Origin of the sequence: Proteus columbae (assembly GCF_002777965.1) — a bacterium.
In the GTDB taxonomy this organism is placed as follows: domain Bacteria; phylum Pseudomonadota; class Gammaproteobacteria; order Enterobacterales; family Enterobacteriaceae; genus Proteus; species Proteus columbae.
This window is the reverse complement of the sequence record NZ_NGVR01000009.1, coordinates 25416-43061: the sequence shown is the minus strand read 5'-3', so window position 1 is coordinate 43061 and position 17646 is coordinate 25416. Positions and strand designations below refer to the sequence as shown.

Below are 17646 nucleotides of genomic sequence, written 5' to 3'. Positions count from 1 at the left end.
CTTCGCTCTAAGCGGACATCGTGTCTTCTGGTATAGCTCACTTAGGACCAACAAAGGAAGTTAACAGTTTTAGAAATCAATCTAATCAGTATAATATCTCTCAATTGATGAAATTTAGAGCGGAAGAAATAAATGACGACAAGGGAGTATTTTCAAAAATCAATCGTCGATCTGGAAGCAATATTCGAACGGTCGCACAATAATGCTAGTGAACTTGAACGACTATTAAACGAGCTGACCTTTCGAAACACAGCTAAAGCGCGAATGCTGACGACTAAAGTCGAGCAAGCCCTAACCACCATTAACGATCGCAGTTTAGTCTCCATGCCTAGTTCCACTCCATCAGAGCTTCATCCTGATTCAGCATTCACTCAATCATCCGAAGTTGTTGCCCACAACACACCCGAAATGACGGTACAACTAAAGCGTGAGCATACTCCAGACACAGACATAGGACAGCAATTCGACAATGATCAAATTGATCTAGGTTCGTTCCCGTCTCTCACTCCATCTGGTAAGGTGAATGATGCGCCCGCAATATTGGCTGCATGGACTGCGCTCGAAGCGCTGTCACCTCAAAGCTATAAGCGGCCAGAAGATATGGCATCTGGTGACCGTTCTAGGGTAGCCCTATTGAGTCAGGGTATTCCATGGGGACCAAATGCCCGCAGCAAGCCTAAACATAAGCTTTATTTCGAAATCATCCTCGGCGCTATCGCACTCGACAAGGCGACAGACGAATTGGTCAAGGTTTTTGGTGAGGATGAGGAGCAATCAAGGCCGGATGGAAAAAAAGCAGCCATAGGCTCAATCTTGGTCGACAAGGAAGGCTTTGTACTTGAAAACAACGGCGTCGCTGTCTCCAGTTTTGCTTGGGCGCTCAAGCCGGCACTCGATCTGAAGCTTGGTAGCTTAGGGGCTTGGCCTAAAGTAGAACGGCACATTATCGAGCGTTTAGAGCAGATGGTTCTCCGCCATAACGAGGATGGAGAACCCATACCGATCGATCTGGATACTATTATTAATGCTCATAGATGGCTGGTGTCACAATTCGATGTACCCGAGCATTTGGTTGAACCACCTTCATTTGTAATCAAAGTATTTCATTATTTCAAGAACAAAACACCACCTGAGCCTTCATTGCTGAATTCTTTCTATCTCGAAGATCTTGGCGAAGCAGCAAAATTGATCGAGGCGGATAATGCAGGAATTGGTTTGCAGCGCTACATGGGAATAGGCAGACCTAACCAGAAAATCGATGTGTTGTCCCCCGTTTCAGCAGTCGAGCCGTTCGTCGCACCGTCTCTCATGCCACAGGCTCGTTGGCCTTCACAAGGTGGTCACCCATTGGTGTTGCTTCAACAGGCCGCTGTGAATGCGGCACGTGTTGAGCTGATTGATGCTCCGGGTATCATTGGTATAAATGGACCACCAGGCACAGGAAAGACAACTCTTCTTCGAGATATCGTTGTTGGTTGCATTCTTGATCGGGCCACAGCGATGGCCGCCTTCAATAAACCGCAGGACGCCTTTTCCACAACAGGAGAGAAACAAGCATTTGGCTCTAATGCTTTTCTGCACTTCTACAGGTTACATGAATCCTTGAAAGGCCATGAAATCGTCGTAGCATCCTCCAATAACAAAGCGGTTGAAAACGTCAGCAAAGAGCTTCCCCTCAAAGAAGCTAATGGCCGCCATGAACAGATTGCCTACTTCCGCTCCATCAGTGACTTAATTGCAAACCCCAAACGCACAGGCTCCTTCGAGCCCGAGGATACGACTCTATCCGGTCCTATCGAGACTTGGGGATTGATTGCCGCCGCACTTGGCAATAGCAGCAATCGAGGTGCTTTCCAGCAAAATTTCTGGTGGAATGAGGACAGCGGTTTTCTTACCTACCTGAAAGCTGCTCGCGGAATGAACGTCATGCGTGAAATCAAGGATGAACAAACGGGTGCAATCATTGATCGAGTGATGCCTAGCGTAGTCATCAATGAGCAGCCCAGCACCAACGAAGCAGACGCCGCCGCTGCTTGGCGAAAAGCACGAACCATATTCCTTAAACTAAAGGAAACGATAGATACTGAAATAGCCACTATCGAAAGGATGCGCCGAGATATTCAGGCACTCAAGGGGGCGACCACTGAACTTCAAAAACTCGAACAACTTCGTCCTAGCCTAAATGAAGCCATCGAACAAACCTGCCAGATTGCTGAATCTGCCCATAGGGAACAGGAGAAGGCAAAGTCGCAAGCCGAGTTGAGCAAGGTTTTGCTCGATAGCCATCTTGCTAGTCGCCCAGGTTTTTTCTCTCGCTTGTTCGGGACTGCAGCCTGGAAGTCGTGGAAGTCGGCATTGAAAAATCTCTCAGCAACCTTACAACAGTCAGCCTCACAGGTACAGATCGTGAATGAAAACCTTGGGATTGCAAGGGTTGAATGGAACAATGCTCAGTCCCAGTTACAGCAACTCGAAAATGAAATTTCAAGCAAATGGCAGATAGTCGAGGAATTGAAGGCAACAGCAGCTCGGGCTCGAAATCTCATGGGTGACAGAGTCGTTGATGAGCAGTTCTTCGAGCGAGAGCACGAGGCTATCCACCTGACAGCGCCATGGCTTCCCGATGAAATTCATCGCCTGCGAGAGGATCTCTTCGCCGCCGCCTTGGCTGTGCATAAAGCATTCATCGATGCTTCGGCTAACCACTTGCAACACAATCTTGGGTTATTGATGTCGGGCATGGTAGCTGGCGCATTTCAATCCCCCGCTCACCGTAGACTTCTCCCTGACCTCTGGTCCAGCCTTTTCATGGTGGTACCGACAGTGTCCACAACCTTTGCCTCCGTCCGGACGATGTTCGGAGATCTTCCTCCTGAAAGTATTGGCTGGCTTCTAGTCGATGAAGCGGGTCAAGCAGTTCCTCAAGCTGCAATTGGCGCTATCATGCGGGCAAAGCGTTCTATTGTGGTAGGCGACCCGTTGCAGATCCCTCCAGTGGTTTCACTTCCAGAGAAGCTAAACACCGCAATCTGCCAGTTCTTCGATATTGACCCGTTAGAGTGGTCTGCCCCCACAGCATCTACGCAGACACTTGCGGATCAAGCATCGCGCTTCAAATCCACTTTCATCGCGGATACTGGTGATCGAGAGGTTGGATTACCACTCCTTGTTCACAGACGCTGCCAGAATCCAATGTTCGATGTCTCTAACGCTATCGCCTATGCAGGGCAGATGGTCCATGCCGTCAGGCCTAAAAAACCGGGTTCTATTGGCTCGGCGTTGGGTCAATCACGCTGGTTCGACGTCAATGGCGATGCCGAAACGAAATGGTGTACCGACGAGGGAGACATGGTTGTGCAAATGCTTAAAAAATTAGCGGCATCGGGTATTACAAACCCAGATGTCTTTATCATCACACCATTCAAGATCGTAGAACAACAAATGCGTCGGCGTCTCAACAGTGAGACTAGTCTGCTGAAGGAGTTAGGTGTAAAGTTCGATGAGTGGAGTCGTGATCGTGTAGGCACTATTCACACTTTCCAAGGCCGAGAGGCAGATACGGTTATCCTGCTTCTTGGTGCGCCGAAAGCCAGTCAGCAAAGGGCTCGTCAGTGGGCCGCAAGTCCACCAAACATTATTAATGTAGCCGTCTCACGAGCTAAGCAAAACCTATATGTGGTTGGTTCAGCTGTCGCATGGGCTGGAGCAGGAACTAGCCTACAGGTCCTACAACGACAATTGGCACAATCAGCCTGACAATATACAAGTTGGTATTCAATAATGAGTACCAACTCGTAACTAATCTTCAGTTTATGTCAGTAACGGCCTAAATGCTCTGTGTTAGAAGAGGTAATCCAGAAATTCATGAGACTGTTAGTCAGTAATTACAAGATATACTAACAATAGCTCTATTTTAGACACTGAAGAATATAGGAATACGCAAGGCTACGAACATGAAATCTAAGAGTACGCAAGTTTTAGAAGAACTCAGATCTAAATTACGTCCCGCATCGGTGGCACAGGTAGGTGGTTTTCGCCCTACAACAGACCCAATTACATCTTGGTTTTTGAAAGGGGTCGCTCTACCGGGTGAAGGATTACCAGTTTGGCAAGGTCTGCCAATGTTTCCGCTTCTTCAGATCCGTGTAGATGAGCTTCCCGTGATCCCTGAACAATTGAAGGGCATTGCACTTCTAGTACTCTACCACAATATGGAAAGCCACCCGTTTGATAAACCGCATGGCGAAGGTTGGCTAATACGAGAATATACCTCTCTTGAGGGACTGGAATTATTACCCGCAATAGACACGCCGTACCGTGCATTTCCGATTCGATGGTTGCATGTCAATGATGATGCTCCGGGATGGGAGGATGCTTGGGATATTGTTGACCTTTCTGACGTAAACGAGGATGAGGAAGCAAGTGACTGCTTCTTTAATGATTTTAATCGATATAGAGGAACCAAAGTCGGAGGCTATCCGATGGAGATACAACATGGTGCGGGAATTCAAGATTTTGTCTTTCAAGTGGGATCTGAGGAAAAAGTAAACTGGATGTGGGCTGACAATGGTATTGGTTACTTTCACAAGTCACCAGAGGGGGTCTGGACGTTTTCATGTCAGTTTTATTAGAGGTACAACGTCAGATCTTTGCTCAAAACCTAAACTCACCAGAGCCAACGTCGCTTAGATTTTTGCCTGCTTCCTTCCCAGAGGTCAAAACGCTTCAATTGTTCAAGCTTGTGTAGAACGACATCCTCACCCACGGATGAGAGAGTTCTCTTCGGAATTGAAATACCAAAAAGCCCTTCAGCGACTGGGAAAATTTCACATTCTGATATCAATGATCCCAGCGTTTTTTCTATCTTATTAAGATCTGCTTTTACAATTAGTTGGAGTCCCATTAGCTTTTAAACTCCATAATGGCTACATGCTCAAGCGCTTGTCTAATCTGGGCTTGAACTTGATCAGACAATCTGTTGGTTGGATCGAATCTGAAATCAACGATTGGTTACTTCAACGAGAGTCAACATAGCTAGTCATTATTTTATCATTAACGATATTAATGTTTTATTGAGAATGTTTATTATTGTGAAGAAGTTAAAGAAGTAAAACCAAAACTGGCCTAAATTATCGAATATTGACTATTCAATAACGTTAAAATTTATTTATACAAAACTTAAGAGAGGATAATTATCATGTCTCAACGGATAACTATTACTGTAAAAAATGAAAAAAGTTTAAAACAGATAGATGAGTACTGCTGTAAGCATAAAACTTCACGTTCATCTTTAATATCCAGTATATTAAAGAGTGCTTGCCCATTACTTTCAGAGATAAACCAATACACTCAATTAACTAACGAGCTTGAAAGTAAATTATTTTCCCCAGATAAATCTTCAATAAATTATCAAGGGAAAGCATCGACATTTTCTTTAGCTGAACATCTTTTAGATATATGGCAAACGCACATAATAGAAAAAGGTGTCATTATTGATCAACATGCTTATCCTCATGCATTTAAAAGCCCTAAAGTTGGCCTCAAAGAAAAAATAAGCATTCAAGAAGAACTAGAACACTACATTAGCGAACCAAATATTAAGAAGGCTATCTTTATTTATACTGATAGGCATGTTCACTATAAGCTACATAAAGCAGGTGGATTATCAAATACAATTTTAATTAAAAACACTGAGTATAAAAATTACATTTTTGACTTTAATGGGATCATTAATATACCGATGAATGATATTGTTTTCTTGGCATTGAAGAAGCGATAAAGAAAAGTAAGGTACAGTTAAAACATACCTATGAGGCTTTTATACCGATTTATCACACAAACCATCAGTGCATTCTAATTGGGGCTATTGATAGGAATAATGCCAGCAGAAGAATAGACAAAAGCTCAAACACCATAATCATAAACCCACTATAACAGGTCATTAATGCGTTTTTTGATACCTAAGGGAATAAAATGAGCCATTATGCATACATCCGAGTAAGACATGATGACAGTGATGCCTTAGCAAATCTTGAGCAATACACACAGGAAATTGTCACGTTTTGCCCTGAGGTTAAGGATAACATCATCATTGAACGTCAACCATTGCTTGATGTGAAACTTCCTCCACCACAACTTATGGAGCATATTGACCATATTTTAACACCAGAAGACACTTTAATAACAAGGAGCCTCTATGATATAGGAAATAATACTCAGCAGGCTGCACAGATTTTATCTCGATGCCACGAACTTGGTATGGCTGTTATCATTCTTAATCAGTCTATCACGAATATATTTGAGCAGAAGTTTTTCTTGCTAGACGTGCTGAATCTATTAAATGATTTAGAAGAAAGCTATGAAGCACTAAAACTAAGCAGGCGACATTACATTTCGTTATCCCAAAATAAGTCATTAGGTCGACCAGCAGGAAGTAAGTATAAGGATTATATTTACGAGCTGAAGTGCAAGGGATATAAACAGCGGGAGATAGCAAATAAGCTTAACATTAGTATTTCAACTATAAAGCGACATTGGAATAAAGATATTTTCGAACAGGACTAACTCCAGAGTAATTAATTAATAGAAAATACAGTTACAGCACGAATCTAAATATAGTTTTCGTGTTGGATAGGTAATATATATACCATCTATCATAACTAGTAAATAACAAAAAATATAGTAGAGATGCATTACATATAAAACCGCCAAGGAGACGATATCTAATTTAATAAAAAACCATTTTAAACCTTATTATCTAAATTATACAAAAAGGGATAACGCGGCTCCTTTGCCCTATCCCGATATTACTTTAATCATATTAAAGGGTAAATTAATATTATCCTAGGGAACACTCATGTCTAAAAATGAATATAATGAATTTTATCTAGAATGCATTGCTGATACATTGAACTATGCTTTAAAGGAATACTCTCGTATCACTGTAATACGAGTTGACCTTCACTTTCCGCCTATTATCGATAATGGCGATATGCCGACATGTTTCCCTTATTTAGAAGGAAGTCCTATATCCCGATTTACTGATTCCTTAAAGGCTAAACTTAAGCACGATCAACACCGTAAAAAGCTTCAAGGTAAACGTACTTTTGAAAACAACATGCGTTATATGTGGGTAAAAGAAATCGCAACCGCGACACTCCCTCACTATCATGTATTTTTAGTCTTCAATAAAGACGCATACTACCACTTAGGGGACTACAATTCGTTTGAGCCTAGTTTACGGACCATGATCACCACAGCTTGGTACAATGCATTACAGCTTGAATTTGATCCTTCTTTTGATACAGGCACATTAGTACACTACCCAGAAAACTGCCGATATTGCTTAAATAAACTTTCATCATCATTTTCTGACGATTACCAATTAGTCATGAAACGTTTGAGTTATTTAGCAAAAGAATACTCCAAGCAGTACAGCCCTGTGCGTCGTAGTTTAGGACGTAGCCAGTATTGATATTTGTGGTGGCCTTAATGCCACCTATATAATTAGGTAGCATTCCTACTGGTAACACCGCCAGCCTATCATTATAACAGACTAGTATCACACTCAATGAACGTTACTATTCAATGCGTAAGAAAACGATTGTACTCCCATCTTCCTAACTCACTTCATTCAATTCGAATAATTTGAGAAAAATCATATTAATGGTAATATAAGCAATCGTAATACATTAAACTCAACATTAGAAAAATCAACTATTAATCAAATTGTTATGTTTAATTTGTAACATGTGACAAAGGCCTCATTAAACGAATACAAGCTACCACTACCTAGTTGTTGTAGTTAGTCTAATGAGTGAATATAGCAACACTAGTAACTTACTTTAGTAATTTATCTATCCGTTTAGCAACACATTAACAAGAACAATAAACGATAGTAAAAACCAATGGGCATCAAGGAGTGTGGATATGTCGTCGGAAGCAGATACTAGAGCTAATTATATAGATCCAGCACTTAAGGCTGCATATTGGCAGCCAAGTAATATAATTCGAGAGCATTTCTTTACCGATGGACGCAAACTTGCTGGTGGAATACGTGGTCGCCGCTGTTTTGTCGACTATCTACTTCACAAAGACAATCGTTACCTTGCTGTAGTTGAAGCAAAAAAAGAATCCGAGCATCCAACCAAAGGTCTCCAACAAGCCATTGACTATGCTAAAAAGCTACTCGTCCGCTTTGTCTATTCGAGTAATGGGAAACAAACCTATGAGTTCGACTTAGAAACTGGAAAAGGTGACTACATCGAGTTTTATCCGACACCTGAAGAATTAGAAAAACGCTATGCTGGTATTCACTCCAACTTAGGCCAACAGCTTCGAAATGTCCCCTTTCACTTAGAAGGAGCAATGCACCCACGTTATTACCAAGAATTAGCGGTGCATGCAACCACTGACGCCATTGGTAAAGGAGAGTCCCGTATACTTTTAACATTGGCTACGGGCACTGGTAAAACCTTTATTGCTTTTCAAATCGTCCATAAACTATTCCAGTCTCGTTGGAACAAAGAATCACCTGGCACTCGTCGCCCTAGAATATTATTTTTAGCTGATCGTAATATACTTGCAGACCAAGCGATCAACACATTTAACCCTTATGAAAAAGATCTAATTAAGATTAATGGTGAAGAAATAAGAAAGCGTCATGGGATTGTGCCAACTAACGCACATATCTTTTTTGCTATCTATCAAGCTATTGCCGAACGAGAAAATATAGAGGGTTATTACAAAGCTTATCCAAGTGATTTTTTTGATCTAGTTATGATTGATGAATGCCACCGCGGAAGCGCTAATGAAACTGGCTCATGGCGAGCTATTCTCGACCATTTTAGTAGTGCAATACATGTGGGCCTTACGGCCACACCAAAGCGCGAAGCAAACATTGATACATATAACTACTTTGGAAAACCTGCATTTGAATACTCATTAAAAGATGGTATCAATGATGGTTTCTTAACTCCTTACCGGGTCAAACGGGTGCGAACTAACTTAGACGAACTAGTGCTAACCAAAGATGACCAAGTGATCGAAGGCGAATCTGGGCAAGATATTTATCAGGTAGAAGATTACGATAAAAAAATTGAGGTCGATGAACGTACCGAACTGGTCGCTAAAGCTATTTTAGACAATATAACCCCCCTAGAAAAAACCATCATCTTTTGTGAAAACCAAAATCATGCACTCACCATGCGCGATATGATTAACAGACACAAAAAAGTAAAAGACCCAGACTACTGTGTTCGTGTAACCAGTGATGAGGGTAAAGTAGGTCGTGAATTACTAGAAAAGTTTCAGGATAATGACAAAGATATTCCTACCATTATTACCTCATCGCAAATGCTTACCACTGGAGTTGATGCCCGTAATGTGCGTAACGTAGTACTGGATAGAACCGTTGGCTCAATGGTGGAGTTTAAACAAATTGTGGGTCGCGGAACCCGTGTTTTTGATGGCAAAGACTACTTTACCATTATCGATTTTCGCGGTGCAACTAATAAGTTTTACGACAAAGACTGGGATGGCGAACCTGAAGCAACAGAGTCAGATGGCACTACTGAACCAATACCACCACCTTACACACCAGAGCCATCTGAAGGAACAGATGCTTCAGATCCCGAGCCTAGCGAGCCAAAGTCCCGCTTAAAAGTAAAACTGAGCAAACACCGTGAACTTAAAGTGATTGATATTGAAACTCGCTATATCGATGAAAATGGCAAGCCACTAACGGTGCAAGAATTTGTTGAGCGTCTAATAACCCAGTTACCAGGGTTATTTAAATCGGTTGAGGAACTACGTCAGATTTGGTCAGACCCCGATGAACGAGAAACCTTACTCGATAAACTCGTGCAAACAGGTTTTGACAAAGAACAACTTGCCACGCTGCGGCGGATATTTGAAGCAGAAGAGTGTGATATCTTCGACCTGCTGGCCTTTTTAGCCTTTGAACAGCCAATGGCAACTCGCAAAGCGCGTGCTGACCAAGTACGTACTAATAGCGCCTTCTTTGAACAATACCAGCAAAAAAAGGCTCAGCAATTTTTACACTTTGTGCTCAATCGTTATGAGCAAACTGGCAGCGCTGAGTTATCACGCGAGCGCTTACCTGCTCTCATTGAGCTATCGGGATTGGGTACAGTGAAAGACGCCTCAACAGCATTCGGTGGAAAGCCAGCCTATTTACTGGCCGCTTTTAAACAATTACAACAACAGCTTTATCACGTAAATTAAAATGGAACTGACTCTAGCACCTAACCCGCTGTACGATCAGCCGCAGACCCTACATATCGACAAAGTTGCGACCTTGATTGGTGAAAATGGCAGCGGTAAATCCAGTATTTTACATTCAATCTTTAGAAAGCAGATTGCAGAACCTAGCGACAGGCTTCAGCTGATCTGTGCGACTTCAGGACAAAATGAAAACTTCTCTTCCTTTTTTGAACGAAGATTAACCTCTTTACGATCAAGGAAAGATATAAGTGACATTGATTTTTCTAGCCTTTTCTTTACTCAGAAAGATGTTCGATTCCTTACGTTTCTCGCCTACACATTCAAGAAGAACGGCTTAGTTTTTAATTTTGTTAACAACCACAAGGCATTCCAGGATCAAGTTTCAGTTAAATTGAGACTGAAAATATCTGTTCCTGATGCTTACATAAAGAATGTACAACAAGACCAGATAGCTGAAGCTAAAGACTATGAACACCCGTCGATAAGAAAAAGGCCTTTTAATCAGCGACTTGATGCTTTTCTCGAAAAGATCGAAACGCTTCCTGACCTTGATGCTCTGATAGAAACAGGTAAAGGCTTAAAGTCAACAGAAGCAGAAGTAACTTATGAACAATTTTTTGATGTTTTTGATGGCTCTACAGTCGATGCCACAAAATTTCTAATCGAAGGGTCATACAACGAATATTTCTTTTCAGCATCTGAAACATCTCTTTACCTAACTGATAATATTGAATTTTCATCACTAAGTGATGGTGAATATCAGTTTTTGTTCATAGCCTCACTAATTGATCTATTTGATAGTACTTCTTCTCTTTTCATGTTTGATGAAGTTGACTCACACCTGCACCATAAAAACGTTGAGCTACTTTGGGACATCCTAAGCAAAACTAAAGGTAAAGTCATAACCACAACTCATTTAGTCGATTCAATCGCTGAGAATGACTTCGAATCATTGTTTTTGGTTGAAAATGGGCAAATAAAAAATGAGCAGAAGTCTCAAAAATTATTGGAAAGATTGAAAATTTTATCCAAAAGTAAAGTCGTTGAGTTAGAAATAGCCTCTAAATTGAAGAACATTTGCTTGATTGATTACTATAACGACTGGAAGATCTTTGAGTTATTAGCAAAGCAAAAAAGGCTTGATTGGAGGCCTCTGTCCTCAATAAATCCTATAGCAAAATCATCTGGTTACAATTCGGTGGGTGACAGCTTTGGTGCGTCAAAACTCAAGTGGCTGCATGAATTGAGGGACATGAAAGAATATCTCAGAGTGTGCAAAGCTGAAGTACACAAAAAAGATAAAGCTCTTCATCCACGTAAAATAACAAATGTGTTCATGATATGCGATCGAGACGAACTCCCTGAAGCTAACATTCACGCACAAAGCGGTGTCGAAGTAGTTGGTGTTGATCACTCCGCCATATTTGACTTAGGATTGCCTTGCCCAGAAAGAATAAACTGCCATTTGCTGACTTGGAAACGTCGCGAAATCAAAAATTACTTGCTTTCGCATACAGCGCTGTCACATCACAACGTGCTCGCTGCAATCAACAACCCTGATATTGCGCAGCGAAGTCATTTACAACCAAACAACCCAGGTGATAACGACGATATTCGCCGATTGAATGCCAAAGATGTTATTAACCCTTTAATTAACACCGATGGTGTAGGCCTCGACATTGACAAACTCCAAGCCTATATCGACCTGATTCCACCAGAAGAAATCAGCGAAGATATCACCAATATGTACAATTTTATTATCGGAAAACTATAAGCCATGTCATTACAACAAAAGATTGACCGAATTACCGACATACTGCGCCGCGACGATGGCATTAGTGGGGCTATGCACTACACCGAGCAAACTTCGTGGGTGTTGTTCTTAAAGTTTTTGGATGATTACGAGTCTGACAAAGAAGATGAAGCAGTACTATCAGGGAAAGACTATCAACCTGTATTAAATGAAAAGCACCGTTGGTCAAATTGGGCCTGTCCGAAAAACACCGATGGCAAACTAGATATCAATAAAGCTCGCACTGGTGATGACTTAACCGATTATGTCAACAATGAGTTATTTCCTTATTTAAAAAGCTTTGCCAATATCACGGCCACTGGCTCAGATCCTAAATCTTTTGCCTATAAAATTGGGGCAATCTTTCAATACTTAGACAACAAGGTTGCCTCGGGTCATACACTACGTGAAGTACTGGATATTATCGACACGCTGAATTTTCAATCCAGTGATGAAATGTTTGAGCTCTCGTTGGTCTATGAAGGCTTATTGCAAAACATGGGTGATGCTGGTGGTTACGCGGGTGAGTTTTATACACCACGCCCTGTAGTACGCACCATGATCAAGGCCATTAACCCACAAGCAGGACAAACCATTTATGATGCTGCAGCAGGCTCTTGTGGATTCTTGGTTGAAGCTTTTGAACACTTGAAAACTAAAAAAAGCGAATTATCCACTGAACAATGGAATTTTATTCAACGCGATACCTTTTATGGTTTTGAAAAAACTTCTCTGGCATATGTGATGGGTATGATGAACATGATTTTGCATGGCATCGAGTCACCCAACCTGTTCCGTGGCAATACCCTTACCCAGAATATCCGCGATATTCAGGAAAAAGATCGTTACGATATTATTTTGGCTAACCCCCCATTTGGTGGTAAAGAGAAATCGCAAATACAACAAAACTTTCCTATTCAGAGTAACGCGACTGAATTGCTGTTTTTACAACATTTTATGAAAACCTTAAAAAGTGGCGGCAAAGCAGCGATCGTCGTTCCAGAAGGCGTACTGTTCCAAACCAACAATGCTTTTAAACAAGTCAAACAGGAACTGCTCGAAAACTTTAACCTGCACACTATTTTAAGCTTGCCCGCAGGGGTATTTTTGCCATATTCGGGTGTTAAAACCAACGTGCTGTTTTTTGAGCGCAGCGGCGGTACCAGTGACGTGTGGTACTACGAATGTGAGCCCGAGCAAAAGCTTACCAAAAACAAGCCGATCAACGATGAGCACTTAAAAGAGTTTGTCGAGCTGTATAACAGCCGCGAAACTACCGAACGCTCCTGGGCAGTTTCAGCCAGTAAATTAGCTGAAGACTATGACCTATCCGCTAAAAATCCAGCTAAGCAAAAAGACGCCGAACATCTAGCACCAAGCGATATTCTTAAGCAGATCCGCACCAAAGAAAAACTGGTGTCAGGCTTGTTAGATGAAATTGAAAACCTATTGGCGGAGAAATAAGCATGGAACAGGTTTTGTATAAACTACCGGAGGGGTGGGAGTGGACTAATTTGACCGATGTCTGCACTCCGTCAAGAAAAACTGTGGAACCCAACCCTGAAGAACAATATAACTATATTGGTTTAGAGAACATTGAAAGTCATACAGGGAGAGTTATCAGTAACTCTCCGACCAAAGGTTCGGAAATAAGTAGTACAAAAGTTTCGTTCAAGCAAGGGATGGTACTTTATGGAAAGTTAAGGCCATACTTAAATAAAGTGATTGTGGCTAAAGTAGATGGAATAGCTACTACAGAAATCATCCCATTTAAATGTTCTGATGCAATTAGTCCGGGCTTTTTGGCTTACTATCTTCGCTCTCAGTATTTCGTTGATTTGGCAATGAATAATTGTTCAGGAGCACGAATGCCTAGAGCTACAACCAAACTGTTTACTCAAATAGCCAAAGTACCTGTTACTTCAATAATTGAACAAAAGCGTATCGTCGCAAAACTAGATACACTGTTTACCAGCATTGACACCGCCATCAAACATTTGCAGGAAAGCGTCACACTCGCAGATGCGCTATCTCAGAATGGGCTTGACTCCTATTTTGCTGAACTCACAAAAACAACCCCCGAACTGCCTTTATTAAAGTTGGCTGAATTTATATCTGGCTATGCATTCAAGAGCGGAGATTTCACTTCGGAATCTGGAATTAAGTCGATCAAAATAACCAACGTTGGTGTTAATGAGTTTACTGAAAATATAGGAGAGTTTCTGCCAGCTAATTATGAAAGTGAATATCAGAGATTTGCAGCAAAGACGAACGATATCGTAATCGCATTAACTCGTCCGATAATTAATGGTGGGCTGAAAGTTTGCCGAGTACCTGAAACTTATAGTGGAGCGCTAGTAAATCAGCGTGTCGCTGCAATAACTTCACATAACAAACATGTATTAGATTTCATTTACCTTTACCTGCAGTCATCCCGTACAAAAAACTATGTACAGGAAAAATCAAAATCTCTTAACCAACCGAATTTATCAATAACAGATCTTAAAAATTTGACGATTCCTTTACCAAATCATGATGACGCTATTGTTAAAGCAGTTTCTGATTGCAATGCTTTGATCTCCAAAACAAGAAAGAGCAAAGCTGAAATTCTTGAGAAAATATCACTATTGAATCGGCTCAAGACATCAATTCTCGACTCTGCCTTTAAAGGCGAGCTCTAATGAGGGAGTATGGCATTCGATACCACAGTTTTTGAACAAAAAGAGTTTAGGGAAGCAATTAATAAACTTGAAGAATTACTCTCACATTCAAAAGCGGTTCTGTTAGGCGCAGGGGCGAGTTATTGTGCTGGCCTTCCATTAACGAACCAGCTAACAGAGAAAGCTCTAAACAGTGAAAAGCTCTCCTACGATTCCAAACAGATATTGATTGCCATACAAAACTCTTTTGCAGGTGCAAATCCAGCTTCACACATTGAAGATTACTTAAGTGAACTCGTCGATTGGCTTGCTATCACGGCTCGTCGAGCAAATCGCAACGTAACAGCGAGCAAGGTGACTATTGGTGGCACTGAATATAGCAACAATCAGTTATTACAAGCGATAATTGAGATAAAACTTGCGATTTTTGACGTGATTAATGTTGAAGTAGATTCTGCTGTGCATGAGCGTTTTGTTCAAGCATTGCATCGACCAATGCGGCCAGGTAAAGACACCCTATCGAACACCATTGATTACTTAGTGATGAACTACGATACGTTAATTGAAGACTCACTCGCACTATCACAACTTCGATACGCAGACGGTTTAGAGGGCGGTGTATCTGGGTGGTGGAATCCTTCGATATTTGAACAGAACAATCTAGATGCCCGAGTATTTAAGCTACATGGTTCCATCAATTGGGCTGAGCATGCTTCTTCATCTACACCATTGCGTATTGCTCCACACTTGAAGCGGAACCAAGACAAAGCGGCAAAAATTATGATTTGGCCAGCTTCGACTAAATACAGTGAAACTCAGCTCGATCCCTATGCAAACTTAATGCATCGAGCTAGAGCAGTTTTAAACCCGCAAGGTGGCAGTCAACGTGTTTTATTGATCACTGGGTACAGTTTTGGTGATGCACACATCAACCTAGAAATTGAACGTGGTTTAAGGGCTTCAAATGGTAATTTAACCGTGATGGCCTTTACTAGCGACGCTGAACCTAGTGGCGTATTGCAGACTTGGTATAAAGATAACTCAATTAACGAACAAGTACTGATCTTTACTGATAAAGGATTTTTCCACGCAGAGCAAAAGGCAATCTCAACCAAAAGTATTGAATGGTGGAGATTTGAAAACCTAACCCAAATCCTTGAAGGAGATATTTAATATGGATAACAAATACATAAACCCCATTGAAAATCTCTCTATCGGGAAAATTATTGAGGTAGATGGCTCGCGCATTATCGCCGAGCTAGACCCTACTATTTCAGACTTGTCCCGAGTATTTGCTGGCGAAAACTATCCAATTGGGCAATTTGGCTCAATCATTAAAGTTCATTTTGGCCGCCGCTCTATTTATGGTTTAGTCAGTCGATTACGAATGAAGGCTGACTACCAGCTAGAAAAAGGCTTGCCTGTAGCATCTTCCGATGAACGAATTATTGAAGCTGACTTGTTTGGAGAGGGTGAGTGGCGTAGGAAAGGTGAAGATGAGTTTGCCCTTGCGTTTGAACGCGGTGTTGCTACTTATCCACTACCACAGCAAACCATTTACCTGACACCCAAATCAGAGCTTAGGTTTATTTACGGTGACGCCAAAGGTGCCGTTATTCAACTTGGCGAGCATGTTGGCTCTGGCGGTGCACCTTGTTACGCTGAGTTAAATGAATTGCTAGGTAAGCACACTGCCATCCTTGGTTCTACCGGTGCCGGCAAGTCAGGCACTGTTGCGGCTGTTATTCACAGTATTCTTGAGCGTGGGGAAATAGCTAAGCATAGATACTGGCATCCACAAATTATTATCCTCGACCCACATAATGAATACGGCAAAGCGTTCCCTGCTCACCAACGTTTATCGACCGATGAAGATTCGCTAAAACTACCGTATTGGTTACTCAATTTAGAAGAGTCATTGAGCTTGTTTATCGGTAAGACCGAGTTTGCAGCAACTTCGCAATCAAACATTGTTAAAAATGCGTTGATTGCTGTACGTGAGCAGGCAGCAGAACAACTTGGGCTTGATAAAAATCAATTAACGGTTGATTCCCCCGTTCCTTATATTCTGGGGGATAGTTGTGGGCTGGATAATTTCGGAAAAAAAGATGATGAGCTGTATACAGAAGGATTAATTGGAGCAATTAATCAGCAAAGACCATCAAATAAAACTCAAAAAGATCACGAAGATTATAATAAAGTCATTCGCAAGATTGATTCACTGCTAAAAGACGCTCGACTCAAATTTATGATGAAAAGCTGGGATGCAACTGAAGATCCACTACCAGCAATCATAAACCAGTTTTTAACACAGCAAACCACTGTGCAAATTGTTGACTTGTCTGGTGTGCCTAATGAAGTGGCAGGGGTAGCTAGTGCTGCAATCGCCAGAATCGTGTTTCAACTTAAAGTCTGGCAAACCGAAACCGAACGGCAAAATAGTCCTGTACTTTTAGTGTGTGAAGAGGCTCACCGATACGTACCGAATCGTGGAGAAGCTCAATATGAGGCGGCACAATCTGCAGTTCGCCGTATAGCTAAAGAAGGTCGAAAATATGGCGTTGGCTTATTGTTAGTTTCACAAAGGCCTAGTGAAGTTGAATCTACAGTGCTGTCGCAATGTAATTCATGGATCGTGCTTCGTATAACTAATGATGCTGACCGCGAGCATGTTCGCAGTATATTGCCTGATTCAATGTCTGGCTTAACAAAAATGCTTTCAGGTCTCAGACGTCAAGAAGCCATATTTGTCGGCCAAGCAGCAACGTTACCAACCAGAGTGGTGATTAGAAGCTTATCTGATGAACAATTACCTCGCTCAAATGATATAGATTTTGACAAGGGATGGCAGCAACAGGCTATGACAATCGAGCAAATTGGTGATGTGGCTATGAAGTGGCGTTATCAAACTAAGTAATTATTGCAGCATTCATAGATTACCACACAAAA

The 17646-nt window shown here is 41.6% G+C and carries 11 protein-coding genes; all 11 read left to right on the top strand.

Features of this window, described 5'->3' with window-relative positions:
- Window positions 1-132: 132 nt before the first annotated feature.
- The 11 genes from CBE70_RS04265 to CBE70_RS04210 all read left to right on the top strand — a co-directional run bounded on the left by CBE70_RS04265 (window position 133) and on the right by CBE70_RS04210 (window position 17614).
- Entirely contained in the window at window positions 133-3756 is a 3624-nt protein-coding gene (locus CBE70_RS04265; protein WP_100158371.1) for a DEAD/DEAH box helicase, read from the top strand.
- A 197-nt stretch (window positions 3757-3953) separates the two neighbouring features.
- Window positions 3954-4631 (top strand): DUF1963 domain-containing protein, encoded by a 678-nt coding sequence (locus CBE70_RS04260; RefSeq protein WP_100158370.1) that lies wholly within the window; start codon window positions 3954-3956, stop codon window positions 4629-4631.
- A gap of 566 nt (window positions 4632-5197) precedes the next feature.
- Window positions 5198-5779 carry a hypothetical protein gene (locus CBE70_RS04250; protein WP_100158368.1) on the top strand — a complete coding sequence of 194 codons (582 nt, stop codon included), beginning with the start codon at window positions 5198-5200 and terminating at the stop codon, window positions 5777-5779.
- Window positions 5780-5973: 194 nt separating this feature from the next.
- Window positions 5974-6564 (top strand): serine integrase family protein, encoded by a 591-nt coding sequence (locus tag CBE70_RS18465; protein ID WP_232797357.1) that lies wholly within the window; start codon window positions 5974-5976, stop codon window positions 6562-6564.
- A gap of 343 nt (window positions 6565-6907) precedes the next feature.
- Complete coding sequence (locus CBE70_RS04240; protein ID WP_232797356.1) at window positions 6908-7474, top strand: inovirus Gp2 family protein; 567 nt, start codon at window positions 6908-6910, stop codon at window positions 7472-7474.
- 455 nt (window positions 7475-7929) lie between these two features.
- Window positions 7930-10245, top strand: coding sequence for an EcoAI/FtnUII family type I restriction enzme subunit R (hsdR, locus tag CBE70_RS04235; RefSeq protein WP_100158366.1), 2316 nt, complete (start codon window positions 7930-7932; stop codon window positions 10243-10245).
- Window position 10246: 1 nt separating this feature from the next.
- Entirely contained in the window at window positions 10247-12019 is a 1773-nt protein-coding gene (locus CBE70_RS04230) for an AAA family ATPase (RefSeq protein ID WP_100158365.1), read from the top strand.
- A gap of 3 nt (window positions 12020-12022) precedes the next feature.
- A complete protein-coding gene (locus CBE70_RS04225; RefSeq protein WP_100158364.1) occupies window positions 12023-13501 on the top strand; it encodes a class I SAM-dependent DNA methyltransferase in 1479 nt (492 codons plus the stop codon).
- A 2-nt stretch (window positions 13502-13503) separates the two neighbouring features.
- Entirely contained in the window at window positions 13504-14718 is a 1215-nt protein-coding gene (locus tag CBE70_RS04220) for a restriction endonuclease subunit S (protein WP_100158363.1), read from the top strand.
- A gap of 9 nt (window positions 14719-14727) precedes the next feature.
- Complete coding sequence (locus tag CBE70_RS04215) at window positions 14728-15870, top strand: SIR2 family protein (RefSeq protein ID WP_100158362.1); 1143 nt, start codon at window positions 14728-14730, stop codon at window positions 15868-15870.
- Window positions 15871-15976: 106 nt separating this feature from the next.
- Complete coding sequence (locus CBE70_RS04210; RefSeq protein ID WP_232797355.1) at window positions 15977-17614, top strand: ATP-binding protein; 1638 nt, start codon at window positions 15977-15979, stop codon at window positions 17612-17614.
- The last annotated feature ends 32 nt before the right edge of the window (window positions 17615-17646 follow it).